At 38.7% G+C, this 24,159-nt stretch carries 24 protein-coding genes; 7 read left to right on the forward strand and 17 right to left on the reverse strand.

Annotation, left to right across the window (positions count from 1 at the left end):
• Positions 1-16: 16 nt before the first annotated feature.
• The 10 genes from KZZ04_RS07725 to KZZ04_RS07770 form a co-directional block, all read right to left on the reverse strand.
• A complete protein-coding gene (locus tag KZZ04_RS07725; RefSeq protein WP_219422318.1) occupies positions 17-904 on the reverse strand; it encodes a GIY-YIG nuclease family protein in 888 nt (295 codons plus the stop codon).
• Complete coding sequence (locus KZZ04_RS07730) at positions 901-2,055, reverse strand: restriction endonuclease subunit S (RefSeq protein WP_219422319.1); 1,155 nt, start codon at positions 2,053-2,055, stop codon at positions 901-903. Before KZZ04_RS07730 ends, KZZ04_RS07725 begins: the two co-directional genes overlap by 4 nt.
• Complete coding sequence (locus tag KZZ04_RS07735) at positions 2,045-3,565, reverse strand: type I restriction-modification system subunit M (protein ID WP_219422320.1); 1,521 nt, start codon at positions 3,563-3,565, stop codon at positions 2,045-2,047. Before KZZ04_RS07735 ends, KZZ04_RS07730 begins: the two co-directional genes overlap by 11 nt.
• 102 nt (positions 3,566-3,667) lie before the next feature.
• On the reverse strand, positions 3,668-4,531 hold the full coding sequence (locus tag KZZ04_RS07740) for a WYL domain-containing protein (protein ID WP_219422321.1): 864 nt from the start codon (positions 4,529-4,531) through the stop codon (positions 3,668-3,670).
• 303 nt (positions 4,532-4,834) lie between these two features.
• Positions 4,835-5,380: a hypothetical protein gene (locus KZZ04_RS07745; protein WP_219422322.1), complete on the reverse strand. Its 546-nt coding sequence runs from the start codon at positions 5,378-5,380 to the stop codon at positions 4,835-4,837.
• A 112-nt stretch (positions 5,381-5,492) separates the two neighbouring features.
• The gene (locus KZZ04_RS07750; protein ID WP_219422323.1) at positions 5,493-5,882 is read right to left on the reverse strand and encodes a hypothetical protein; all 390 of its coding nucleotides are present in this window, start codon (positions 5,880-5,882) and stop codon (positions 5,493-5,495) included.
• Between the two features lie 32 nt (positions 5,883-5,914).
• Positions 5,915-6,526, reverse strand: a complete 612-nt coding sequence (locus tag KZZ04_RS07755; protein WP_219422324.1) for a hypothetical protein — start codon at positions 6,524-6,526, stop codon at positions 5,915-5,917.
• A gap of 1 nt (position 6,527) precedes the next feature.
• A complete protein-coding gene (locus tag KZZ04_RS07760) occupies positions 6,528-7,553 on the reverse strand; it encodes a hypothetical protein (protein WP_368735887.1) in 1,026 nt (341 codons plus the stop codon).
• 336 nt (positions 7,554-7,889) lie between these two features.
• On the reverse strand, positions 7,890-8,624 hold the full coding sequence (locus KZZ04_RS07765) for an endonuclease (protein ID WP_055014639.1): 735 nt from the start codon (positions 8,622-8,624) through the stop codon (positions 7,890-7,892).
• 136 nt (positions 8,625-8,760) lie between these two features.
• The gene (locus KZZ04_RS07770) at positions 8,761-9,270 is read right to left on the reverse strand and encodes a hypothetical protein (protein ID WP_055014640.1); all 510 of its coding nucleotides are present in this window, start codon (positions 9,268-9,270) and stop codon (positions 8,761-8,763) included.
• Positions 9,271-9,499: 229 nt separating this feature from the next.
• Between KZZ04_RS07770 and KZZ04_RS07775 the strand changes: the two genes are divergently transcribed.
• Both KZZ04_RS07775 and KZZ04_RS07780 read left to right on the forward strand, forming a co-directional pair.
• A complete protein-coding gene (locus KZZ04_RS07775; RefSeq protein ID WP_007583926.1) occupies positions 9,500-9,916 on the forward strand; it encodes a LexA family transcriptional regulator in 417 nt (138 codons plus the stop codon).
• The gene (locus KZZ04_RS07780) at positions 9,901-11,160 is read left to right on the forward strand and encodes a Y-family DNA polymerase (protein WP_055014641.1); all 1,260 of its coding nucleotides are present in this window, start codon (positions 9,901-9,903) and stop codon (positions 11,158-11,160) included. Before KZZ04_RS07775 ends, KZZ04_RS07780 begins: the two co-directional genes overlap by 16 nt.
• A gap of 201 nt (positions 11,161-11,361) precedes the next feature.
• On the opposite strand, the gene KZZ04_RS07785 is transcribed toward KZZ04_RS07780, so the two are convergent.
• The 4 genes from KZZ04_RS07785 to KZZ04_RS07800 all read right to left on the reverse strand — a co-directional run bounded on the left by KZZ04_RS07785 (position 11,362) and on the right by KZZ04_RS07800 (position 13,234).
• A complete protein-coding gene (locus KZZ04_RS07785) occupies positions 11,362-11,610 on the reverse strand; it encodes a hypothetical protein (RefSeq protein ID WP_219422325.1) in 249 nt (82 codons plus the stop codon).
• Positions 11,610-11,891 (reverse strand): hypothetical protein, encoded by a 282-nt coding sequence (locus KZZ04_RS07790; protein ID WP_219422326.1) that lies wholly within the window; start codon positions 11,889-11,891, stop codon positions 11,610-11,612. Before KZZ04_RS07790 ends, KZZ04_RS07785 begins: the two co-directional genes overlap by 1 nt.
• 103 nt (positions 11,892-11,994) lie before the next feature.
• Positions 11,995-12,243, reverse strand: coding sequence for a hypothetical protein (locus tag KZZ04_RS07795; protein ID WP_219422327.1), 249 nt, complete (start codon positions 12,241-12,243; stop codon positions 11,995-11,997).
• A gap of 190 nt (positions 12,244-12,433) precedes the next feature.
• Positions 12,434-13,234 carry a hypothetical protein gene (locus tag KZZ04_RS07800; protein ID WP_219422328.1) on the reverse strand — a complete coding sequence of 267 codons (801 nt, stop codon included), beginning with the start codon at positions 13,232-13,234 and terminating at the stop codon, positions 12,434-12,436.
• Between the two features lie 442 nt (positions 13,235-13,676).
• Here KZZ04_RS07800 and KZZ04_RS07805 point away from each other — a divergent pair, with 442 nt between their 5' ends.
• Together KZZ04_RS07805 and KZZ04_RS07810 are read left to right on the forward strand one after the other, a co-directional pair.
• Entirely contained in the window at positions 13,677-14,045 is a 369-nt protein-coding gene (locus KZZ04_RS07805; protein WP_219422329.1) for a hypothetical protein, read from the forward strand.
• 221 nt (positions 14,046-14,266) lie between these two features.
• Positions 14,267-15,280 carry a hypothetical protein gene (locus KZZ04_RS07810; RefSeq protein ID WP_219422330.1) on the forward strand — a complete coding sequence of 338 codons (1,014 nt, stop codon included), beginning with the start codon at positions 14,267-14,269 and terminating at the stop codon, positions 15,278-15,280.
• Positions 15,281-15,487: 207 nt separating this feature from the next.
• On the opposite strand, the gene KZZ04_RS07815 is transcribed toward KZZ04_RS07810, so the two are convergent.
• Both KZZ04_RS07815 and KZZ04_RS07820 read right to left on the reverse strand, forming a co-directional pair.
• The gene (locus tag KZZ04_RS07815) at positions 15,488-16,870 is read right to left on the reverse strand and encodes a PhoH family protein (RefSeq protein ID WP_064664165.1); all 1,383 of its coding nucleotides are present in this window, start codon (positions 16,868-16,870) and stop codon (positions 15,488-15,490) included.
• Positions 16,870-18,234 carry a PhoH family protein gene (locus KZZ04_RS07820; protein ID WP_219422331.1) on the reverse strand — a complete coding sequence of 455 codons (1,365 nt, stop codon included), beginning with the start codon at positions 18,232-18,234 and terminating at the stop codon, positions 16,870-16,872. The genes KZZ04_RS07815 and KZZ04_RS07820 overlap by 1 nt, the downstream gene beginning before the upstream one ends.
• A gap of 307 nt (positions 18,235-18,541) precedes the next feature.
• On the opposite strand from KZZ04_RS07820, the gene rapA reads away from it, so the two are divergent.
• The 3 genes from rapA (at position 18,542) to KZZ04_RS07835 (ending at position 23,316) form a co-directional block, all read left to right on the forward strand.
• Positions 18,542-21,436 (forward strand): RNA polymerase-associated protein RapA, encoded by a 2,895-nt coding sequence (gene rapA, locus KZZ04_RS07825; protein ID WP_058405773.1) that lies wholly within the window; start codon positions 18,542-18,544, stop codon positions 21,434-21,436.
• A 200-nt stretch (positions 21,437-21,636) separates the two neighbouring features.
• A complete protein-coding gene (rluA, locus tag KZZ04_RS07830) occupies positions 21,637-22,290 on the forward strand; it encodes a bifunctional tRNA pseudouridine(32) synthase/23S rRNA pseudouridine(746) synthase RluA (protein ID WP_058405772.1) in 654 nt (217 codons plus the stop codon).
• A 120-nt stretch (positions 22,291-22,410) separates the two neighbouring features.
• Complete coding sequence (locus KZZ04_RS07835) at positions 22,411-23,316, forward strand: DUF3530 family protein (protein ID WP_152995692.1); 906 nt, start codon at positions 22,411-22,413, stop codon at positions 23,314-23,316.
• On the opposite strand, the gene djlA is transcribed toward KZZ04_RS07835, so the two are convergent.
• On the reverse strand, positions 23,299-24,156 hold the full coding sequence (gene djlA, locus KZZ04_RS07840; protein ID WP_058405770.1) for a co-chaperone DjlA: 858 nt from the start codon (positions 24,154-24,156) through the stop codon (positions 23,299-23,301). The two genes, KZZ04_RS07835 and djlA, sit on opposite strands and share 18 nt — an antisense overlap.
• Between the last annotated feature and the right edge of the window lie 3 nt (positions 24,157-24,159).

Raw genomic sequence — 24,159 nt, forward strand, 5'->3', positions numbered from 1 at the left:
CTTAATCCTTTACTGCCTAATTAATATTACTTGCCTGCTCATTGGCTGATTCTAGTGTACGACCTTGATGATCATGGAGTGTAATGCCTAGCTCAGTTTTCCAGTCTACCCAACCATTAGAACTGGCTAATAGCAAAAACATCGAAGCACCGCTTGGTGTAGGGAATAAATAATCACGTTGAAATACAAAACGACCACCTTGCTCTGCGATTACCCCTTTAGCGAGTAACTGGTCACGCTTATCATAAAACCGTTGTTCTGTTTTACGCTTCGTGGTCATAGGAGCTGATGAGCCTTTTAATACCACCATGCCTTCGTTGGTATAAATGCCCTTAGCATCAACACCTGTACGGCTACAGGAAAATACCTGCTCTACTTTGTTAGGCGACGTTTCTGTCAGTGGTTCAAAAATTGGGTAGCCGAGGGTGGCTAACAACAAGCTACCAATTTCATGAATTTCATCACAATCGGCTTTAAGCGGAATAGGTGTATGTGGCTTTTGCCCACCATTACCATTAAGCAATTCATAACGCTGGCAATGCTTTGCTTTTTCTATCGACAGTGATTCTAAATACAACACATGGGTTTGGGTTAAGTTATTAGTGAGCGACACCAATACGAGTGCACGCTCCCAATCTTTCTTTTCGTCTTTGTAATGCTGCATCAATCGGCTACCCACATCGCCCGACTGACCAATATATAGCTCGTCTTTGCTATCGCCAGAAACTAAGAAATAAAGCCCAACTTGTTTGGCTTCTGGCATTTTTACAAATTCAGCAATATCACTACGCGGCACTTCAATTAAGCGAATAATCGACGTGGTTTGCTCGGCAATGCGAATACCCGCAGGGTCGCCCGTAGGCAAAAATATTTGAATGGTGCGAGGTCGTTTCTGTGAAATCATGCGACCTCCTTGTCATCCAATTTAACTCTGCGTTTTCCAGTTAATAATTGCTGCATTAGCGCTTTCTTTTCTTGTTTTAAATCAGCAAGCTGTTGTTCTAGTAATTCGATTTCTTTGTTGGAACTAGTTAAAACAGATGCAATTTTCTGCTGTTCCTTCAAAGATGGAACTTTTATCTTAAGCTTCTTAATAGCAGCAACATTTAGCACTTTTTGTGCATTCCCTGTGGCGGTATTTAAAAGCCATTCTTGAATATAATCAGACGATAAATAATGTTTAATAAAGTCTGTATCTTGAGTTGATACTCCAATTACTGCGAAAGCGCGGGTAATGTTTGCACCATTAAGTTGTTTGGGTATTTTAAGCACTTTACCAAGCGTACCCACAATAGATATAACCAAATCTCCAGTTCTGAGAATCGTTCTCTTAAACTCTTGGTGTAAGTCGTCTGTTATTTTAAACATATTTTCAATATCAAGGCTGGACGACTTAAGATCTTGAATACGCAATAACGGAATGCCTCTTTCTTTATGGTCACCCGGCTTAAGCACACCGTAGCATATTGGTCTATCCACTATGTTTCCTAATAGAACCTCTTCCCACTCACTTTCAAACATTTTACCTGAATCATCAAGTAGCCGTTTTTTGCCAGTGAGCAGTTGTTGCATCAGGGCTTTTTTCTGCTGTTTGCTGTTGTCGATTAGGCGATCGGTGGTGCTAATCGCTTTGTCCCAAGTGGCTAGGATAATAACGATTTTGCGTTGTTCAAGGAGTGGGGGGAGATTAATTTTTACTTTGTTAATAACCGATTTCGATAAACTAGGTACACCACTAGCCTCACTCAAACTACGCCAAGGAACAGTCTGGAAAAACTGGTAAATAAAATATGGAACGGAATCTTTAAAACTATGAGTGTAAAATAATGTATCAACAGTCCAAAACTTACCCTTCAAAAACATCGGCTTATCGATAGTACCTTTTCGACCTATGCAAACACTCTCACCATCATATAAATAATCAGAGACACTTAGCATATAACCGCCAGAGCCATACACTGGTATAGAGCCTTTTTCTAAATGTTTATAGTCTTTACCACCACCTATGGTTAAAACCTTATCTAACGTTGTTTGCTTCCATCCACTAGGCACCATAACCCAACTCCTTTAGGTAGCCTTCCATTTCTGCTTCAAGGGTTTGCAGCTCATTTTTAAGCTGTACACGTTCAGTGCGTACTGCTACTAAATCAATCTCCGCTTCTTCTTCAAAGGTATCAACATAACGAGGGATGTTGAGGTTAAAGTCGTTCTCTTTGATTTCATCAAAACTGGCAAGGTAGGCATATTTATCAACGCTTTCACGAGCCTTGTAGGTGTCGATTACTTTTTGAATGTTGTCTGGCGTTAGCTGGTTTTGATTTTTGCCTGATTTAAACTCACGGCTGGCATCAATAAACAACACGTTATTATCGGTTTTGTGCTTTTTAAATATTAAAATGGCGGCTGGAATGCCTGTACCAAAGAACAACTTTTCTGGCAGGCCAATAACGGTGTCTAACAGGTTTTCTTCAATCAGTTGTTGACGAATTTTGCCTTCGCTTGATGCTCTAAATAACACACCATGCGGCACAACCACACCCATTCTTCCGCTCTCAGGCTTAAGGGTTTCAATCATATGGCTGATAAACGCATAGTCGCCTTTGGTTTTCGGCGGTACACCACGGCGGAAACGCCCGTAAGGGTCGCTACTGGCATCATCATGGCCCCACTTATCTAATGAAAATGGCGGATTTGCCGTTACTACATCAAAGTGCAGTAAGCCGGTGCCGTCTTTCTCTTTTAGTAGTGGGTTACGAATGGTGTCGCCCCATTCAATACGGTGGTTATCTTCACCGTGTAGGAACATGTTCATTTTTGCTAATGCCCAAGTAGAGCCAATCGCTTCTTGCCCAAATAAGGCGTACTTTTTTGAGCCAGAGTTTTTACGTACCATAGCACCACATTTTAATAGCAGTGAGCCACTGCCTGTACATGGGTCACATATTTGATCGTTTTCAACAGGCTCTAAAACCGTTGCTAAAAGAGTCGAAACTTCGGGTGGGGTATAATATTCACCAGCGGTCGCGCCACTGCCAGCGGCAAAGTGTTTAATCAGGTATTCATAGGCGTTACCGATGATGTCTAAACTGCCCACACGCTCTGAGCTTAAATCTAAAATGTCTTTACCAAAATCTTCGAGCAAGTGACGAAGTAAGTCGTTCTTTTGCTTTTCTTGGCCTAATCGGTCAGTATTAAAGCTGATGTCTTGGAATACGTTTTTAAGCTTACTGCCGTTGGCTTCTTCAATGGCGTGTAAGGCTTTGTCGATTCGCTCACCATTACCTGCTTCATAGCGTTTTTCGTATAAGTCCCAAAAGCTCGCGCCCTCAGGTAATACAAAACGCTGCTTCGACATCATGGCATGAATTAAGTCTGGGTTATCACCATACTGAGTAATGAGTTTGTTGTATTCATCTTTGTATACATCAGAGATGTACTTTAAGAACAGCATGGTGAGGATGAAGTCTTTATAGGTATCGGCACTGATCACACCGCGAAAGGTGTCGCAGGCGTTCCACACCGCTTTATTGATATCGTCCTGATTGATTTGGTTGGTTGTGGTCATATTTTTTAAGTCCTTGTTATTAATTTGTTCAGTCTGATTTGTATCAGTCAACGCTTTCAAGTGCATAAGCGGCAATGGTTTTAAGCCGTATATTGCAATATGTCATTGGCCTGGCGCTATAGAAAAGTCGATTAAATCAACCAAGCTATTTTTATTTTTTAAATGTAATTGGTGCTCACCACTAGTTAATGTTGCCTCATAAGTGCAATCAACATTCCACTGCCGGAGTAAATACTCTGCTAATGCTGCTCTGACTTCTAGTTTAAGCACACCATCAATCATGCCATAATCCATTTCAATTGCTCTGCTATGCATTAGCTTTGGGTGTGGTACTAATTGCAATTCACATAAGGTATTCCATGCTGTGTCTCTATCAGCTAATTCATTATTTTTTGGTGTTTCTGTAATTAATTCGACGCGCTCAAATCGTGTGCAGACAAAGTCTCTAAACTCACCGCTTTTTCGATCGTAAGCGCGCACATGCCAGCGGTGCCCATTATTAACAATGGCATGAGGTACTAGCTCTCGTTGAGTTGTGCCACTGGTTAGCGACTCATACTGGCACTTAATTGCAGAGTGTGTATAGATTGCTCTTACGATAGCCGAAACAACGTTCGGCTTAGGGTGAACTAATCGAATTGCATCAAAACATACCTCAGAGCGTTCTTGTGGCACCGAGAAGCCATCACCAAAGCCTTTTGCTAATGTATTAAGCACAAATTCAGGGTTATGATTAAAAACGGCTCTGAAGCCCTCTGAGCGAATATAGCGCTTATTCTCGTGCATCAGCACAGCATTGCCTGGTGCTAATTCTTTATATAGCGCTAAGTCGCGCGTACATGACGCTAAACCAGTTTTAAATTTTTGGATAAGGTCGGCTCTTGCTATTTGACCAAAAAACTCAAGGCTAAAGTCAATAAAAGCAAGGCGCTCGCGTTGTGAATGAGTCAAATTTTTTAGCTTCATACTCTAATAAAACCAAGTTTTAATCACAGTACATTAGCCGAAATAGAAAAAAGGAGCAATCAATATGATGAAATCATTTTGATTGCTTTGTTTGTACCCTTCTTAAAAAAACGACGGATAGCTTACAGTTAATCAAAATATTCAAATGTGAATTAGGCTTATAATCTGGAAGCATATATGAATATCGAGTGTGAGCCAAAAGCCAAGAGCGAAACTTAAGTTATAACTCGTCAATGGACAGAAACAAGTTAGAGACGAAGGGCAGCTCTGTGCCAGGAACAGACGGTCGGTTGCTGCCACTTGTTAAGCTCTTGTTTTGTAAATGCCAAAAGCAATAATAATGGAACCTACGATAATTGCAGCAGAAACGGATATTGCCGAAAGCCCAATGAACGTAAGATACACCATACCGAATACAATAATTGCTAAAGAAACCTCCCAAGCATTAAATAAAGACAATACTGCAATAATTGGCGGAAATATTGGATTGACCATTAAAAGAAAAACACCAGAAGCATTTGCACCTTGCAGCCAAGTTTGAAAGCTAAAGAAAGCAACGGCTGTCATGAAAGCTGAGTTTATAGCTCTGACATACCATTTTCTCCAGAATGAATCATATGACTTTTGTAAGTGTTCAATTTCTTGAACTGAGTAATCTTTTTTGGAGGAAAAGAAAACAATAGCGCTGAATATACAGGCTAAGATACCAACTGAAAAAATAATCCAAGAAGGATTGTTATCTTCCAGATCCATGAAAACTGGAATAAATGAAAACAAAATAAATGCTAAGCCTATGCTTGAAAATATTAAGCAAAACCTTGTTGGTGAGACCTCTGTTTCTTGAGACATAGTACGTCCTTTCACTAGACATCACGTGGCGATTTGTACTGAATGATTTTGTGCTCGCGGAGCGAATAGCACAAAAGAAGTAACGAAAAATCGCTCGCAGTGCATGGCTTTGTTAGAATCGACCGATTTCCACGAATACAATGTCTCCATAGCCCCATATAAATGTAGCTAAAACAGTAAGCAATACCGCGAAGTAAGGAAAGAGTTTAACGTACTTTCTATACGCATCTTTGGTTCTCATCGCAAAATTAGGCATCATATTTGACTCATCAATATCACTAAGCAGCTTATATACGTAGTAATCCGCAACTAATAATATTACAGTCATTAACGAACCACTTCTTTGAAACCATACTTTAGGTTTATCATTGAAATAGTTTAGCCAGCCATTCCAGCCGGCAGCCAGAATTATAATTGACGCTATGAAACCAGAAACGATAATTATTGTTCCGTTCCTATACATCACTTTCCATGAATCGTTTTCAACTTCTTGACTACTCACAGATTCTCCCCTCTTGTTGGCTTGTTACATACTTAACCTTCATGATATTCCCATCTTAAAAAGTTCATTACTATTGCATAAATATTGAACACAAATGACTTAAGAAGAAGTAATAAATACACGAAGCTACTCCCGATTAATGTATAAGCAGTCTTTATAAGAATGCTCTTTACGCAATCTTCATTTGGGAGCAAGGTCACCACATTTGATATGAAACCATCTGCTTGACCAAGAATCATAACCAGTAAGTAGAATATAGATATTGCAATATAAGCAATGAAGACCTTCATAAAAGTAAAGAAGTTATATTTCAAAGTTGGAAGACCAGTCTCTCTGTTGGTGTGCTCCATCATAGCCAGCATCATTTTTGGCTTGGATAATGTCGCAAAAATAGTAAACCCCGCAATTAAAAAACCTAACGTAGTTATACTAAAGTTAAAACCGAATTCTGACCATTTCCTAACGTCTCCCAGAATAACAGCCTTATCATCAACTAATACAAATGCATTGAATCCAAGAGCCAGCATTATCAAAAGTAAAAAGATAACCTGAAATTTATTTGGGAGTATTCTGCGAGAAAGTTTATATACATCCCACAGTGACTTTTCGCTAGTTAAATCTTTATCTTCAAACGAATAGCTCATTTTATAACCCACGGAATATGCTAACCACTTTAGCAATAACTTCATCGGCTAAAACAGGTAATTTAATAACATTTTCGGCAACTAGATGCTTGAATTGTCCATACTTGACTGTCGCAGCTCGTTCAGCATCGCGCGGCAAATCCTCAAGCTCAACTGTTAAACTAAAGTCATCATTACTGCCGTTGATTGTATCGCCCTGCTCGTCATAGCCTTTAAGCTTTACTTCAGAGTTACCTAATCCAGATGCTGCGCTAGCTTGTTCATAAACCTTATCTCCTTCCAAACCCTCTTTGGGGTTAGAGAATTCAACTTTTGCAGCCTTACTATTCATTTCTTCTCGGCGTCGGCCAAAGTCAGACCAAAAATCATCATTATCAATTTCTTCTCTATTAGTTGGAAGCAACTTAATAGAAACCTTATCTATATGCTTTAAACGAGTAACAAAATCTTTTAAAGACTCTTTGTCTGACAATGGCGTGATACGAAGGATTGGGTAAGGGTGCCTGTTTACTAAAGATTTTTTCGTTACTCGTTCAACTTTTGGGTTTTCTTCCTTCCTTTTTTTTGCTTCTTCAAACTCATCTTCTATGAATTTGTTGTGTTGTTGTTTTAAGCAGTATTGGCTAGTACTTTGAAAGTTTGAAATAGTTGGAGCACCTGGAACTTCTTTACAAAGAATCAACCTATGCGTATTGAGAATTAGCAAGAAAGTCGAGCTTGGGGCTGTTTCAAGCTCAACTTTATCCTCAATTAACCCTCCATCCTCACGAAATATCTGATCACGCTTGAGCTTAGTATTTTTAACAATCTTTCCAGAAATGCCAAGCACAGGGGCTTCTGGATTTTCATCAAGTTTAATTAGCTTTGTATCTAAGAAGAAATACTCGCCTTTTTCCTTCAGGCTTCTAATGTATTTCATCTCATGAAACGAAGGCATCACAACTTCATTAAAAAGATCTAGCAGAACCTTATCTTCACCAAATTTTAGAGTGTAATTTCCAAATTCTAATTTTTTAGTAAAAGCCACGATATCTCCTTGGCATGTAAAAACTTTATCAGAGGACACTTTCCCCATTTTAGCGCGAAAACGTCCTTATTTTATGGTCTTCTATTAATAGCAAAAAGCATAAGTTATTGCTAGCTATATATATTATGCTTAGGATGGGTTATTTCGTCATGTAGAAAAGAGGAAAGTATCCTCTTATTCTTTCCTAATTAATGACGACTCACTTGACTGACCGCTTATCGCTCAAAACCGCCTGTCAGGCGAAGTCTAAACCCGTTCTTTTAAACTGTAGGATCGGATATGAGCTACTACATCTAATGATAGTTAGGAAGTCCAATCCACTATAGGACAACATAGTTAGAGACCTTTAGTCTCACAACGACTTTTAACTACATTATTTTGGTTCTTTTGTAGCTTTGAAATCTTCTCAGCTCTAGTGCACTCCCAAGCATCAACAGGATACATTCTATCCCACGCATTCATTAGTTGGCGCTGTGCTTTACTCATGCTGTATCGTTTATAAGTGTTCTCCATATACAGATAAGTACGTGCAATTTGCCCTCTAGCCATTTCAGGTGGCTCAGCTTTTCTGTCGTCTATTTTCATCACACAACGCCCGAAATCGCTTTTAGCCGCTGGAAGCATGGTAAAGTTATGATTACTTCTTAGCGCATTCACAGCGCCAATGGCCGGATAAAGGTTGAACATATCAGCTTGCATAAAACGGTATTCCGTATTTACTTTCTCTGCACATCGTCGCCCTTTAAATGACTTCCCCTTACTATTCACACACTGCTTATGTCCATCTCGCCATTCGCTAAAAGTACGACCAAAGTTTTCTGCTGGAACAACATGTTCCCATTCAATTTTTTTAGCTCGTTTGACGTACTTTGTTGTAGAAAAGCCCTTCGGTGCGGTTACTTTTTTATTAACGTCAAATGTCGCACCACAATAAAGTGTAATGCGGTGGTTGTTATAAACCTGCTTTTCTAGAAGTCGTTTCGCTTTGCTAAATGAGTCGATTTCTTGATTTGCTGAAGAGGGTGCAGAGAAGATTAGTGTTGCTAACAGTGTAATTATGGATGCTTTCATTATGATTCTTGGTACCTATTTCAGTTTAAATATGTCACATGTAATAAATGAGTTAATAAGCTAGTTCTCATATGTGGTGACTGACAATTTTAATTGTAGAGCACAGATATTATGCTTTTAAAATTTAATGAGAAAGCTACTTCCCAGTCCATGTATTGTCATTTTGATACTGCCCAGAGCAAGCGCTGTTATATGCAAATTGGCCCGTAGACTTATCTCGACAGCGCCAGACTAAGTTGTAGTTACCATCATAAAACTGGTCCCATGCATAACCAGAAGAATAGTTATTTGACCCGCCAGCTCCTGCCGCAGCAACAGCTAAAACGACGACACCTACCGCAACGACAGCAGCAACAACGCCTTGAGCGATTTCTTTTCTGTCTTGTGCAGCTAATATCTCACATTTGTATTGAGTGAGTGCTCTATATTTAACTTCTCTGTTAAGCGCGTAGATATAGTTCGCTTCATCAGTATTTTCGGCGGTGTAACTTTTAGCGAGGATATCTTTATCATCAAGGTAATTTCGACACACTTGAGCATCTGTTAATTCAGAGTCACCGGCAATGATGGCGTGTCTAGAGGCTGAACAACCAGTAATAAAGCTAAGTATCAGAAAAGATACAATAGTGTTTTTAAATAAAGTCATCAGTAAATTATTCCATAATTAAAATAAGCTTTGAGTAAGCTCATAATTCCTTTATGAAATTTTAACAAACCGATGTTGATTTTACTAATTGTTATTAAATGGGTTTTTCATCTTTAAGTCTAAAACATGCTTATATCAGCTCTAATTAAACTATCGTCTCACAAAAAGAACCTTGGCATAATTTGAACCTTAAATTACACTGTATATATAAACAGTGCTTGAGGTGTGTATGTTCGTTATTCCAATTTTTATAGAAGCTGGCATTACCGGCTTTGAATCTCCTGCCGCAGAATATGTAGAGCTCGGTATTTCAATTGATGAGCTAATCATCAAACACCCGAATGCCACTTTTATTGGTATCGCTTCTGGGCAATCCATGCAAGAAGTAGGAATATTCGATGGTGACTTACTAGTCATTGATAGAGCTGAGGATGTAAGTACCGGCGATATTATTGTTGCTAGTTATAACGGTTCGTTTGTTTGTAAAATCATAGATAAGTCGAAGCGCTTACTTATCTCTGCCTCTAAAGATTATAAGTCTGTTTATATTTCTAATGATGATGACTTTAAGCTCGAGGGTGTCGTTACTGCGAGCATCCGCCTACACAGAAATAAAGCTGAAGTGAATCGATGTTTGCCCTCGTAGATGCAGTGGCATTTTATGCCAGTGCGGAGAAGGTATTTGACCCATCCATTCGCTTTAAACCCGTTGTTGTTCTAACAAATAACGATGGGTGTATTTGTGCAATATGCCCTATTGCTAGAAAGCTTAATATCCCGAAATTTGAACCTTACTTCAAAATTAGACCCTATTTAGAGCAGCATAATGTCGTCGTGCGCTCTTCAAATTATGAACTCTACGCTGATTTGAGTGAGAGAATGATGACGGTCATTAATCGTTTTTGTGATGACCATTATGTTTATAGTATTGATGAGTCATTTTTACGTTTTACTGGTTTTTCTAAAATCATTGATGACTGGGCTGACTACGGACACACAATACGACGAGCTGTATGGCGTGAGACAGGATTGCCTGTTGGTGTAGGCTTTGGCATTACGCCTACGTTAGCTAAAGCAGCCAACCATGCGGCAAAAAAACTCTCTGGTTATAACGGGGTTGCTGTTATTCACGATGATATCTCACGCCAGGAAGTCCTGATGCGTATGGATGTTACCGATGTCTGGGGTATTGGCTCTCGACTCGGTAGAAAACTCAAGGTGATGGGAATTAAAAGTGCATGGGATTTAGCGAATCAAAACCCTAAAGAAATGCGACGCATGTTTAGCGTTGTTGTTGAGAGGACCGTAAGTGAGCTTAACGGCATCGCCTGCTTAAGTTGGGATGAAGTAAAACAGAATAAAAAAGAAATCTACTCAACGAGAAGTTTCGGGGAAAGAGTAAGTGAATTAAATACATTAAAATCAGCCCTCGTAACACACGCAGCAATTGTAGGTCGTAAACTAAGAAAGCAACAATCATTAGCAAAACGACTTGTTATATTCGCTGCAAGCTCGCCACACGAAGACCTGTATTATAAGAAATCATTGCTCTATGATTTTCCTATACCTACATCAGATACCAGTGTTATAGCCAGTGCTGTTTCAGATGTTATTGATGATATTTATAAGGCTAACACGCGCTTTTATCGCTGCGGTATTGGCGCAATAGAATTAGAAAGTGAGTTATTTCAACAAGCAGATATGTTTTCTGTGAGTAAAGATAACCCAGAAGTAATGGCGTGCTTAGATGCTATAAATAAACGTTATGGTGTTGGCACTTTATCTTTAGGAAGTGAAAAGCTCACAAAATCATGGAGCATGAAACGAGCTTTTTTATCGCCCCATTACACAACCCGTTGGTCAGATATTCCAATCATAGATTGTGATTGAGCTAGGTTAGATAAACCAAGTATTGAATGGAATTAGACCAGAACATTCATCTAATATGTAAAATCTAATAAATGAACGTCTCGCTTTTAGTAAATAAACTTTAGCTCAAAATATTCCGCTTTGTGCCAATTGCAGACGTTCGTAACACCCGCTTAACAGGCACTTGGACCAAGCTTTTTGCGTCCTCTGTTGAAACTTTTTTTAGGCACTTTCCGCCTTGAGCTTTTCTATTTCCCTTGAAACAGCCTCTTCTGTTAAACCATGCTGTTGCCAGATGTGTAAGTAGACACCTTCAATAAACTGGTCCCATTTATTGAATAGCTTTATCAATTCAGTTAATTCTTTAATCATTTTCATACGCCCTAACTTAGTATGAAATTGACCAATTGAATCAAAAAAATAGTCATGAGCTAACCAATTCCTTTTATCTAAAGCTTGTTTCAATTCCACTAACACCTCATCAGAGGTACTAAGCTCTTTTTTACCATCCCCAACAAGCGACCAAATGTATTTTTATTTATGCCTTCAAAAAGAGCATCCCATTCTTCTTGAGACACTATATTTTTACCAGTGAGAGTGTATGTAAAAGCTAAATTCACCAAGGCTTTTTCTAAACATTGTGCCGCATATGAAGCCAAACCAAAAAACGCGTAAACTTCTTTTTCATCAAATGATTCTGGTTCTGGAACTTCTTTAGGTTTAATTTTGATATAAGTGTTTTCGCGAACCATCGTGAATGCCTATCGCTTGCCGTAAACGGCATAAGATAGCAGGCTAAAATTTGCGACAAAGGAGCACAGCCTGCTGTTTTGTGTCCTTTGTTTGACGGACTTGTTATACGTTTTTTAGCCCATCAAACGGGTTAATTGTGATATTTATACTTTGCAAAAAATCATCATTGCCTTTAGTAAAAACAAAGGGTTTTCCAGGAACTATTGTTTGAGTGATAACCCACCCACCTGAGAATTTCATTTCAACATCAATTATATTCGCTTCACCGCTAAAATTAATTGTTACGTCTTCTCCAACAGGAGTTCTCTTTATTGTGTCTGTTAAAACTTGCTCTAATTCAAATTCTCTCATTGTTCCCTCAAAACGTATAACAACTTTATCAAAGGATACTTTCCATATTCTAGCACGAAAACATCCTTATTTAATGAACTTGTATTAATAGCAAATAGTGTAAGCCATTGCCATCTATATATTTTATGCGAGCTTAACTCTTCTCAATCATGTGGTTTATTCAGAAGTAGTTTCTTTTAGGATTGTAAATTTAAGTTATTTTTAACTTTTCTAACTCTTCATATATTTTAAAAACTTCTCCTATAATTGAATCACGTTTAGCTCCTAGAAGTTTTGGCATCCTATGAAATAGTGATCCTTTTCGTTTGTAATCCAAGCCAGAGTAATGCGATATAAACTCGTTTTTATTATTAACTTCGTAATCACACTTTATTTCTGAACTCCTCATTTTTGAGGCTGTATTGATATAAAAATCAGCTCTCAACTCGTAATTATGAATTGCGCCTTTTAACTCTTCTAAAATACTAAGCAAACGTTTAGTTTTAGTGCCTATTAATATTTCTAAGTATGTACTCATAGAAAAAATATCATCAGCCTCTGCTCTTAGCTGATGATATCGTGAAGAAACGTCTTCTTCAAACAGCTTTAATTTATTCTCAAGCTCTTGGATTTCATGGATTACTTCAGGCCTTTTCAAATCATCTTTAGCCTTACGATCTAACTTGGCAAATAGCAAATAAGCCTCATCGGTCATCTCTAGCACAAAATTAGGCAAAGATTGCACCTGTTTACTAAAAAACTCTCTAAACTCTTTAACGCCTTGGTTATGCCTAAATAATATAAACTCTCTTACAGCAACAAGAGCTGCTACAACTGTAGCCATTCCACCAGAGAAGCTTCCAAAGTTTGCTAAAATACTACTCGACTCTCCTTTTGCTGATAAAATTATAAATGAACCGTACAAAAGAGTTGGTATTGAAAGCCAAAGAGCGGGCCAAAAGAAGTAATTTATATAAATTCGACCTACTTTTACTTTTAGGTGCTTTAGCATTTAACATTTCCTTTATATGGACATCTAGCAAAATAACACAATCTCAGCTCTCCTTCATGGAAGTAAATGTCAAATCTCGATTTCATACATCATAATTTTTGACTGTCAGCTTATCGCTCTTAGCTGCCTATAAGATAAAGTCCTATTTTATTCATCGAAACTTTTAGATCAAATATGAGCAACTAAATATTGGAGTCTTAAATATTGAAGTCGAAATTTAACTCTGCTGAACATTGTTTAACGTATTACTTTATTCATTATTTATAAAAATATGTAATAATAGCCATAGCTTAACTTTTTAAAGCTATGGCCTCGCAGGGAGGCCAGCTCCCACTGGCGAGCCAAATAGTTTACCCTGAATTATCAAACTAAGTTTTTCCAATAAATATACTCGATATAAAGTGCGTGGGCTTTGTGTTGAAGTATTTCTATTGGTGAAATAATGTCGCTATCAAACGACGAACTTCTTTCGAACATTAAACGTCAAGCAAAACGTCTCTCTAAAAATACTAATGTTCCATTGAGACAAGCTCAATCTCATTTAGCTATGTGTGTCTACCAATGTGATGATTGGGTTCACTTGAGAGATTCACTAAATTCTGACCTATTTGATAACCAATTATTGCTATTGGCTTCACTTCAGCCAAATTCTGATATTTTCTTGTACAAATTACTTGATGCCCATATGAACAATATTGTGCGTAACCTTAACAATACATTGAACACCAACTATGTGGATGGAAAAATAGAAGATATAATAATTAAAGCTTTTGGTATTGAACCTTCTGATTTCATGAGAAAAATAAAATAACATTTGTATAAATTACAGAAATGGGTATTACCCTCACTCTTTACAGATCGTTTCTTATCCTTTAGATTGTAAACAGGCTGAACGGACAGCCTGTGCCTACCAATTTATTGAAATTAACAATGAATAACGGCAAAGCGGAGCATCCGAAAATTTGTTTATCTATAAGATTGAAACCGGCGTTTGGTAGGCTAGTGTTTTGATCGAAAAGTTGGATACAACAAATGCTCACAACAACTCAATTAGTCTATAAATTAAATCTTCAAGCCACATTTTTAGAAAAGTACCTTAATTTGCCTGCATACTTTGGCAAAGACCTACTAGCAAAAGCAATTTATGAAAGTATCAATTTTGATGATTTATGTTCTTCCGTTAAAAGTGATGGAGAAAAGAAAGGGCTTTATCGTTTATTAGAGAATGACAAACTTAAATATTTACTCATTTGTGAAGTTGATGGCTATAACTTAGTACACGCACTACACCAAAATATAGAAAAAATGGCTCTTCGATTAGAAAAGTTAGTGACTATAAACATAACACGAACTCAACTTATTTCACTTTTATACAAACTCTTTGGGCTTGATGACGAATCAAAGTATATTATTAAAGTTGATGAGTTAAAATTAAGCTGGGAGCCATATTTTAAGACACAGTCAAATAACCACTTTGTTTTATTTTCAGATATTCGAGTGAATAACACCCCATTTAGATTGATGGCCACCAAATCTAAATTAGATGAGTTATCAGCTTATTCTTTGAGTAATAATGCAAAAACTAAAGTTAATCGCGCCGAGTACACTTCTTGTAAAAATACAGAATGTCATCTCGACTGGCTCTTAAACTGTACGGATTTTTTAACAGATATAGGTAACAATAATCCAGATTTACTACCCATTCCATTTCAAATTGAGGGTGAAGAATATACTGTATTCGGCTTTCCGCTCTGTCCTACTATTTCAATTAAAAGTGTTGTAGCTTCGCCTGAAGTGAACTTCTTGGTAAAAAATACAAATGAAAAACAGAGATTTATCATTAATTTTGGATTGCAAAAGCTAACTTTAGAGTATTTAGTGGTAGATGATGAGCATGTTAGATTACCCCTGTTCTATCACGAAATTAAAAAGAATCTGTTAAGTCATAAAGATGCTTGCGACTACCCTATAGCTTTGGAGCCAGCCTCATGTTTTTTTTGGGTTAGGCCATTCGCTTATGTTGATTTTATTGAGAATGCATTGTGAGCACTCAAATATATGCTTAAGAATATTTTCTGATACGAAAAATATTGCTACTAGATATGCTTGGCAGGACACTTAGCTTTGGAGTCAAATTAAACCCATTTTGTCCGCTATAGTGAGTAGTGCCCTCTTTAAAAAATAAAAAAACCACTACTAAAAGCAGTGGCTATTATGGCAATATTTTAAATGATTTGAATTGAATTTTGACTTCTACATATTCTTTTCAGTGAATTCAGCCAAGCTACTGCGCTCGACTTCATCAAATATGAGCACCGAGCCTTTTTCATAATTCCTATAAACATTAACAGCCGCACTTGCACCAGAAGAAGCTGCTGTTACAAATTTATCATCTATTTGCGCTAGATTACCAAGTACAATCGTTCGACAATTTTTTCCACCGCGACTAAGCATTCCTTTAATTTGAGCACGGGTCATATTTTGTGCTTCATCTATAATTAAAACAGCATCATCAATAGACCTGCCTCGAAAATAAGCCATAGAGGTAAACTCTATATTGGCACGCTCTATGACATGCTCAACAGTTGCACTAATATTACCTTCATTGTTATCACCTGAATGCATTGATATAAGTGCATCTGTGATACCTGCTAATAGTGGCATTGATTTTTCGGTTAAATCACCAGGTAAAAAGCCGGGATCGTCGTCCATGAAGTCCCGAGACCTAACAACTACTATTTTCTTATATTTTTTCAACTCTAATACTTGATGTAACGCTGCCGCAACGGCTAAAAAAGTTTTCCCGGAGCCTGCTGGGCCAAGTATGATATTTAAGTCATAATAAGGGTCTGTTAATTGGCTTAAAGCCACCGCCTGTCTCTGGTTTTTAGGCAAAATACCCCATACTTTTTCGTGCTTACGAGGCAATAACTTTGTGTATACCTCAGTATCTGTAACTTCTGAAATTCGCCCAATGTGTCCAGTTTCATCGTACCAATACATGTTTGGCTGAACTTCATCGTTAAATAAGCTTACTGGGAATGTATAAACTTCTCCTGAAACCTTGAAGTCTTTGTCTGATTTAATTCGATTAAAAAGATCTCCTTCAAAAGCTTGTACACCTGTGTATAAAAGATCAATATCTGATATTTGATTATCTACGGCAACGTCCTCAGCCCTAACTCCAACTGTTCGAGCTTTCAACCGCATATTAATATCACGACTAACAATTGTTACATCTTTATCGAGTTCTTTTTGAAGATATAAAGCATAATTAATTATTCTGTTATCAGCGTCACTTCCTATCCCGTGCTTTAACTCCCTAGCCATATCCAATTGAGTGTCAATTCCGATGAAAAGCTTTCCTCTCTGGGCGGTTTCGGTAGATGGTAAAGGAATACCTAGTTCCATTTCCTCGGCTGTATGTCCATTTATGATGTCTTCCAACATTCTTATACACATCCGTGCATCTGCACTTACAGATTTATTAGTTCTCTCTTTAAGATTGTCCAATTCTTCCAACACGGTTAAACAAATGTATACATCATCACGATAGGAAAGAAGCGATTTAGGATCATGGACCAATGCTGATGTATCAAGTACACGAGGATTTCGATTATCAATAGAGCTTTTCATTACGCAGCCTCCAAAATAGTTAAATTGTTGCGAGACTGTGTGTAGTACTCTTCTCGTAAATTTCGAATATTTAGTAAAAGTTTGCAATTATGGGACTGCTTAGAGTAGTTAAAGAAATCAATTTTTTTGAAAATTCTTTTTACTTTTCCTATAGGCCATGAAAAACAAAGAGGTAAAAACTTTAAATTATTTTCAATTCGGGGTTGTAAAATAACAACCGCATTTTGAATACTGCGGCCACGCATAAAATTAACCGACTTAAACTGTACATTAGCCTTTTCCATAATGTAATTTCGGCTAGATATTGGGTTCTCGTCGCCTTTATGCAGTACCTCAAGCGTGTCGGTAATAGCGGCAAGCCACGGCGCCATTTTTTCCTCTTCCGTGCCAGGTAAAAAACCAATAGATTCTGCAATTTCAGGCGTGTTTCGAGTTACAATAACTTTATCGTAAATACCTTTTTCAATAACCAATTCAAGCGCACAAGCAAGCGCTAGTAATGTTTTTCCACACCCTGCAGGTCCAGTTAATATTACCAATTCAATGCTAGTATCAAGTAATGCATCCAGCGCCATACCTTGATAAATATTTTTGGGCTTAACGCCCCATGCATGATGATGCATTAACCGCTCAACACTAATATCTTTTATAGTAATGTGTTCATCATCAAACGACTTTACCCTAGCCGCAAAGTGATTACCCTCATCAAGTAAATACTCATTACAAAATACATCGGGTATTAGATTTTTAGGCACATGATGAAACGTATCTCGCCCATGTTGCTCTGTGTTGCACTGCCCTACATGTCCCCAAAAATCACCTTCTATTTTTTTATAACCGCTAGTGAGCAAGCTAATATCATCAATAAGCTGATCAGTTCGGTAATCCTCTACATATTTAAGTCCTGCGCCTTTTGCTTTTAAACGCATGTTTATGTCTTTGGTAACCAATATCACTTTTGAATCGCTATGCTGCTTTTGTAAATATACCGCACAATTAATAATCCGATGATCGTTTTCATTGCCCGGCAACCCCGAAATTGAGTCTGCAAATAAATGGTCATTAACAATAATGAGCGTACCGGCAGAACTCGATTTAGCCTTTTTATTACTTGGCAAAGCAACGCCTTGTAGCATTTGTTCAGGGGTTGCGTTTTTAAGTACCTCATCTAAACCACGAATTGCAACGCGGGCATCGCGGCTTACATCGTGTTTTCTATCCTTTATGTGATCCAGCTCTTCTAAAACAGTCATTGGGATAACCACGTTATGTTCTTGAAAAGACAAATAAGCGAGGGGCTCGTGGAGGAGTACGTTGGTGTCTAGCACATACATTTTACTTTCAAGGTTCGAAGCTTTTTCCATAGCACTTTCCTTACGTTTTATGATTTTTATGCTATACCAAAATAACTAAGTAAAACGGGCAAAAATCAAAACCTGCAATACTTAATTGCCAAGGCATATTGAAAGTTTAGTCTATTTGCCATAAAAGTCCGTTTTATTACAACCTGAATTTAGTTTTTATTTACCTTTTTAATAGGTTAAAAAATGGCGGTTTTATTCTTTATAATTAACACTCATAAAATTAATTAAAAGTGAGCTAAATAGCGCCTTGCAGTGGTGTTAGCTTACAGGTAACATAGCCGCCTTTTTCATCATAGACGAGACATACATGAATTTTTCCTTAGGTCAGCGTTGGATCAGTGATACAGAGTCAGATTTAGGATTAGGCACGGTTGTTGCCATTGAAGGCCGACAGGTCAGCATATTATTTCCAGCCAGTGGCGAAAACCGTGTTTACTCTACAGCAGAAGCACCGGTTACCCGTGTGGCATTTAATCCAGGCGATGTGATCAAAAGCGTTGAAGAATGGGAATTAGAAGTAGAGTCTATTGAAATTCAGGGTGAACTACTTTGTTACGTGGGCACCCGTGTTGATAATGGCGAAGAAGCAAAGTTAAAAGAAACTTTTTTAGATCATTTTATAAAGTTTAATAAGCCACAAGACCGTTTATTTGCCGGCCAAGTAGATCGTTTTGATCGTTACACACTGCGTTACCAAACATGGCAACATAAATTTGAACGTGAACAATCGCCTATTAAAGGGTTAATTGGTCAGCGTGCTAATCTTATACCCCACCAGCTTTATATTGCCCAAGAAGTAGGTAAACGTTTCGCACCACGCGTACTTTTATCTGATGAAGTAGGCCTTGGTAAAACGATTGAAGCAGGCATGATACTGCATCAGCAAATTATTAGTGGCCGCGCAAGCCGCGTACTTATTGTTGTACCTGAAAACCTGCAGCACCAATGGTTAGTCGAAATGCTACGCCGCTTTAACTTACGTTTTTCTATTTTTGATGAAGAGCGTTGCGACGAAGCCTTTGCCGATTCACCAAACGTATTTGATACAGAGCAGCTTGTGCTTACAAGCCTTGAGTTTTTAACCAAGAAAAAACGCTGGTTTGAACAAGCCACATTGGCTGATTGGGATCTATTAGTTGTTGATGAAGCACACCACTTAAGCATTAATAACGGTAAACCAAGCACTGAATATCAACGCATGGCTGAGCTTAGCCAAGATATCCCTGGCCTTATTTTACTTACTGCAACACCAGATCAGCTAGGCCATAGCAGTCACTTTGCGCGCTTACAATTACTCGACCCAGACCGCTTTTACGACTATGACGTATTTAAAGAAGAAGAAGCAAATTACAAAGACGTAGCGCAAGCGGCAAACCAGTTATTACAAGATCAAGCTCTTGACGATAATGCAAAAGCAACGCTTATTGAGCTATTAAAAGAAACCGACATTACCGTTATTCTTGAAAAAGCGCAGCAAGGCGATTTACCAGCGCGTAAAGAAATACTTAATATGTTGCTCGATCGTCACGGTACTGGCCGTATATTATTCAGAAACAGCCGCAGTGGCATTGATGGCTACCCAAGCCGCAAATTACATGCTTACCCTATGGCATTGCCAAAACAGTACAAAACGGCCATGTCTGTACTTGGTAGCATGAGCGGTATTCAAAATGCAGAACTAAGTGCACATCGCGCTCTTTTCCCTGAAAAAATATTTCAAGAGTTTGAAGGCGAAAGCGCAAGCTGGGGATTATTTGACCCACGTGTAGATTGGTTAATCGACACGCTTAAAACACTAAAACATGAAAAAGTTTTACTTATTTGTGCAAAAGCCGAAACCGCCATTAGCCTTGAGCAAATACTGCGTGAACGCGAAGCAATTAAAGCCTCGGTTTTCCACGAAGGTATGTCAATTATAGAGCGTGACCGCGCAGCAGCATTTTTTGCCGACGAATACGACAACGCACAAATACTATTGTGTTCAGAAATTGGCTCTGAAGGTCGTAACTTCCAGTTTTCGCATCATTTAGTGTTGTTTGATTTACCGCTAAACCCTGATTTACTTGAGCAACGTATTGGCCGTTTGGACCGCATTGGGCAAACGCAAGATGTGAATATTCACGTACCGTACTTTGAAAACACAGCGCAAGAAGTATTACTGCGTTGGTACAACGAAGGCCTTGATGCGTTTGAAACAACATCAACTACAGGGCAATTATTGTATAAAGAGTTTCGCGACGATTTACTTGAATACATTTCAGCGCATAACTGTGATGAAGACGAGCTAGATCCACTGCTTGAACAAGTTGCTCAGCAAAATGCTGTGCTACGTAAAAAAATGGAAAGCGGGCGAGATCGTTTATTAGAGCTGCATTCTTCTGGCCAAGGTGCTGCTGACTCTCTGGTTACTGACATAGAAAAACTCGATAACCAGTTTGAACTGCCAAGTTACATGATCAACGTGTTCGACACTTTTGGTGTAAGCCAAGAGGATAAAGGCGAGAACACCATTATTTTAAAGCCTACTGAACACATGTTAAACGCGTCATTCCCATCGCTTAAAGATGATGGAATGACAGTTACATTTGACCGCGATACCGCACTTTCACAAGAAGATGTACACTTTATTAGTTGGGATCACCCAATGGTACAAGGCACAATGGACATGATTTGTGACGATGACTTTGGTAGCGCATCGGTAGCCTTACTTAAAAACAAAAAACTTCCCGCGGGCACTTTTTTTGTTGAGTTGATATTTGTTGCCGAAGCAATGGCGCCTAAAGTATTGCAAGTGGGCCGCTTTTTACCCCCTACGCCTATTCGTATATTACTTGATAAAGCCAGCAATAACTTAGGCGAAAACGTCGCATTTGACGGGTTTAACCAACAGCTTTCAGCCGTCGGTCGTCAAACAGCAAGTAAACTGGCAGGTGCATTGCAAAGCGCAATTCACCCAATGATCACGACTGCAAAAGACATGGCACAAGAAAAACTCGATGTTATTCGTGCAGCGTCGCTAGCTAAAATGCAAAGCACGCTAATTGAAGAACAATCTCGTTTAGAAGCCCTTAAACAAATTAACCCGAATATTCGCCAAGAAGAAATTACTTTCTTTGATAAGCAGCGCAGCGAGTTGACTACGCACATTGAAAAAGCGCAGTTACAACTAGATGCAATTCGCTTAATAGTTGTTTCTCACTAGGGGTTTTTGAGCTTTAAGTTTATAGCTGTCAGTCGTTAGTAAAAATGACAGCTTAATAAAGCGCGGTATTTATACCGCGCTTTTTTATATTCAAAAAATGCATATAAATTAGAAGCCTTTGTACAGACTATCAATGTTTTCCTTGAGCCTTTGCCCTTGCTCCCCTAAAATAGTGCCCTTCAAAATCATTAAGGTCGGCCGTGTTAGTTAATTACAATCCCCCAATGAACCCGTATTTAACCATACTTTTTCAAGACGACGACTTGCTCATTGTTAATAAACCCAGCGAATTATTGACCGTACCTGGTAAAGATCCTAAACATGCCGACAGCTTAATTAACCGAGTGAATCGCGTGTTTCCAACCGCACGAATTGTTCACCGCCTTGATATGGCAACTTCCGGCATACTTTGCCTTGCTATGAATAAAGCTGCCCATAGGCATTTAAGCATGCAGTTTCAAGAACGTGAAACTGCTAAGCGGTATATTGCTCGCGTATTTGGGCAACTTGAACAAGACAATGGTTCTGTTGACTTGCCACTTATTTGCGACTGGCCTAATCGCCCAAAGCAAATGGTGGATCATGAAAATGGTAAGCCATCGCTCACTCACTATAAAATACTTGAACGAGAAGAAAGCGCCACTCGCGTAGAGCTCACTCCTATTACTGGTCGTTCACATCAATTACGTGTACATATGCTAAGCCTTGGCCATCCTATTCTAGGTGACAGACTCTATGCCCACACAGAGGCGCTTGCAGCCGCTCCGCGTTTACAACTTCACGCACAAATGTTGCAACTAAAACACCCAGTCACCGAGCAAATAATGACCTTCGAAGCAGAACCCGAGTTTTAACGGGCTCAATTACTTAGCAAAGGGTTAAACTTTTAGTTAAACATGCCGATACCTAACTAATGACCACTAGCTGAGCGTGTTATGGTGTTTTTGCAATTAATTAAAAAGACTTTGTGTTACATGGCATATAGCTGCGTGGCCATTTTAGTAATGCCTGCAACTGCCGCTGAACATATTGCTCCGCCTTCTTTTTCGAGTGTTGAAAATAGCGATATTAAACGCCTTCTACCCAGCGATGAAGTGAAAACCTTATTGGCAGGTGAAACTGAGTTTTTAAGTTTGCACAGTGAATACATGAGTGCTGATTTTAGAGGGACTGTATTACTGATCCCCGACTGGCAATCAACCCCTACCAATAATTCAGGAATGAGTTACTTACGCAAGGAGCTTAACAATTTAGGCTACACCACCTATGCGATGACCACCCCTGATATTGATTGGCAAGCGAGTAAAATAGCAGAGACGGCCGCAGAAACAGCACCAAGCACTGCCACTGAAACAGAGAGTCAAGCCAACAGTGAATCAGAGCAGCCTAATGTTTCAAGTAAAAATGAAGCGCCTCACCATGTGGATGCTATTGAAGCCGTCAGTGATGAAGTACTCGACAACTACAAATTAAATTTACTGGCGCGCTACAAAGCCCTTTACCAAACAGCGATGGAAGAGCCTAGCAATATTGTTATTATTGCCCAAGGCACCAGTGCAGGGGTATTGACTGAATATTATGCAGATTTTCCGCAAGAACGCGTGGATGCGTTTATTAGTTTAAGTAGCTATTTACCCAATGCAAAACGCAATAAAAGCCTAAACCAAACAACGTCTCTTGTTACGCCTGCCCTTTTAGATATTTATTACGCCGGCGACAATCGCGATATTTTAATTAACCTAAAGAATCGCCAGCGCTGGGTTAACCGAAACGCTAAATTCGACTACCGCCAGCGCCAATTATTTGGGCTTCGTGATCAGCCGCAACAACATGCTCGGCTAACAAAAGAAATAGACGGCTTTTTACGCCGCCTTTTTTAAATATTCATAGGCCGCTTGAATATCTTGGCTTTTTTTAACGGCTAATTCCATCATATGCTTTGGTAAACCTTGCGATACTAATTTATCTGGGTGGTGTTGCGCCATTAACTTACGGTAAGCTACTTTTACTTCTCGCTCTGTTGCTCCTTCGTTAAGCCCTAAAAGCCCAAGCGCTTGAGTACGATTCATGTTGTTATTAGGTGGCACATGATGGCCTGAACCTTCTTTATAACTGCTACTTTGCCCTTGCTGCTGTTGATAACGCTGTTGCTGTTTTCTAAAATTAAACTCAGCTTGATAGCGTTTAAGCACAAACGCAAAATGAGTTTTAGAAATGCCTAGCTGTTTACTTACTTCACTCAGTAATTGCTTTTCTTGCTCAGCCAAAATGCCATCAGAAAACGCCATTTGAATTTGTATTTCTAAAAATAATTGCAGTAAATCATGACGCTTAGCAAAACGTTCTTTAAAATCATGAACGGTTTCTTTTAATGAAAAGTCACTTTGCTTACCCGCCTGAAACGCATGCTGAGCTTCGCGGCGCTCTTCGCCTTTTAAGCCCATTTCATCCATAAATAAGCTGGCGGCTTTTATATGTACTTCGCTTACTCGGCCGTTAGACTTTGCAATATGGCCCATCACTGCAAAGCAGCTGGAAAAAAATAACGCTTGGCGTTGATGAACATCGTCACCATTAAATAAACTTGAAAAGCCACCTGCTTTATCAAAATTATTTTTTAAACTTTTATCAAATAAATGCCCTAGATATAGACCTAAAATAGCACCAAAAATTTTGCCAAACATAAAGCCAAAACAAAATCCGAGTATTTTTCCCCACATGTA

Source organism: Pseudoalteromonas sp. CR1 (assembly GCF_019392235.1).
GTDB lineage: Bacteria > Pseudomonadota > Gammaproteobacteria > Enterobacterales > Alteromonadaceae > Pseudoalteromonas.

Bases quoted from the DNA above. Each gene is read 5' to 3' on its own strand.
- KZZ04_RS07725 (WP_219422318.1), bottom strand. From the start codon at position 904: ATGATTTCACAGAAACGACCTCGCACCATTCAAATATTTTTGCCTACG.
- KZZ04_RS07730 (WP_219422319.1), bottom strand. From the start codon at position 2,055: ATGGTGCCTAGTGGATGGAAGCAAACAACGTTAGATAAGGTTTTAACC.
- KZZ04_RS07735 (WP_219422320.1), bottom strand. From the start codon at position 3,565: ATGACCACAACCAACCAAATCAATCAGGACGATATCAATAAAGCGGTG.
- KZZ04_RS07740 (WP_219422321.1), bottom strand. From the start codon at position 4,531: ATGAAGCTAAAAAATTTGACTCATTCACAACGCGAGCGCCTTGCTTTT.
- KZZ04_RS07745 (WP_219422322.1), bottom strand. From the start codon at position 5,380: ATGTCTCAAGAAACAGAGGTCTCACCAACAAGGTTTTGCTTAATATTT.
- KZZ04_RS07755 (WP_219422324.1), bottom strand. From the start codon at position 6,526: ATGAGCTATTCGTTTGAAGATAAAGATTTAACTAGCGAAAAGTCACTG.
- KZZ04_RS07765 (WP_055014639.1), bottom strand. From the start codon at position 8,624: ATGAAAGCATCCATAATTACACTGTTAGCAACACTAATCTTCTCTGCA.
- KZZ04_RS07770 (WP_055014640.1), bottom strand. From the start codon at position 9,270: ATGACTTTATTTAAAAACACTATTGTATCTTTTCTGATACTTAGCTTT.
- KZZ04_RS07775 (WP_007583926.1), top strand. From the start codon at position 9,500: ATGTTCGTTATTCCAATTTTTATAGAAGCTGGCATTACCGGCTTTGAA.
- KZZ04_RS07780 (WP_055014641.1), top strand. From the start codon at position 9,901: ATGTTTGCCCTCGTAGATGCAGTGGCATTTTATGCCAGTGCGGAGAAG.
- KZZ04_RS07790 (WP_219422326.1), bottom strand. From the start codon at position 11,891: ATGGTTCGCGAAAACACTTATATCAAAATTAAACCTAAAGAAGTTCCA.
- KZZ04_RS07795 (WP_219422327.1), bottom strand. From the start codon at position 12,243: ATGAGAGAATTTGAATTAGAGCAAGTTTTAACAGACACAATAAAGAGA.
- KZZ04_RS07800 (WP_219422328.1), bottom strand. From the start codon at position 13,234: ATGCTAAAGCACCTAAAAGTAAAAGTAGGTCGAATTTATATAAATTAC.
- KZZ04_RS07805 (WP_219422329.1), top strand. From the start codon at position 13,677: ATGTCGCTATCAAACGACGAACTTCTTTCGAACATTAAACGTCAAGCA.
- KZZ04_RS07810 (WP_219422330.1), top strand. From the start codon at position 14,267: ATGCTCACAACAACTCAATTAGTCTATAAATTAAATCTTCAAGCCACA.
- KZZ04_RS07815 (WP_064664165.1), bottom strand. From the start codon at position 16,870: ATGAAAAGCTCTATTGATAATCGAAATCCTCGTGTACTTGATACATCA.
- KZZ04_RS07820 (WP_219422331.1), bottom strand. From the start codon at position 18,234: ATGGAAAAAGCTTCGAACCTTGAAAGTAAAATGTATGTGCTAGACACC.
- rapA (WP_058405773.1), top strand. From the start codon at position 18,542: ATGAATTTTTCCTTAGGTCAGCGTTGGATCAGTGATACAGAGTCAGAT.
- KZZ04_RS07835 (WP_152995692.1), top strand. From the start codon at position 22,411: ATGGCATATAGCTGCGTGGCCATTTTAGTAATGCCTGCAACTGCCGCT.
- djlA (WP_058405770.1), bottom strand. From the start codon at position 24,156: ATGTGGGGAAAAATACTCGGATTTTGTTTTGGCTTTATGTTTGGCAAA.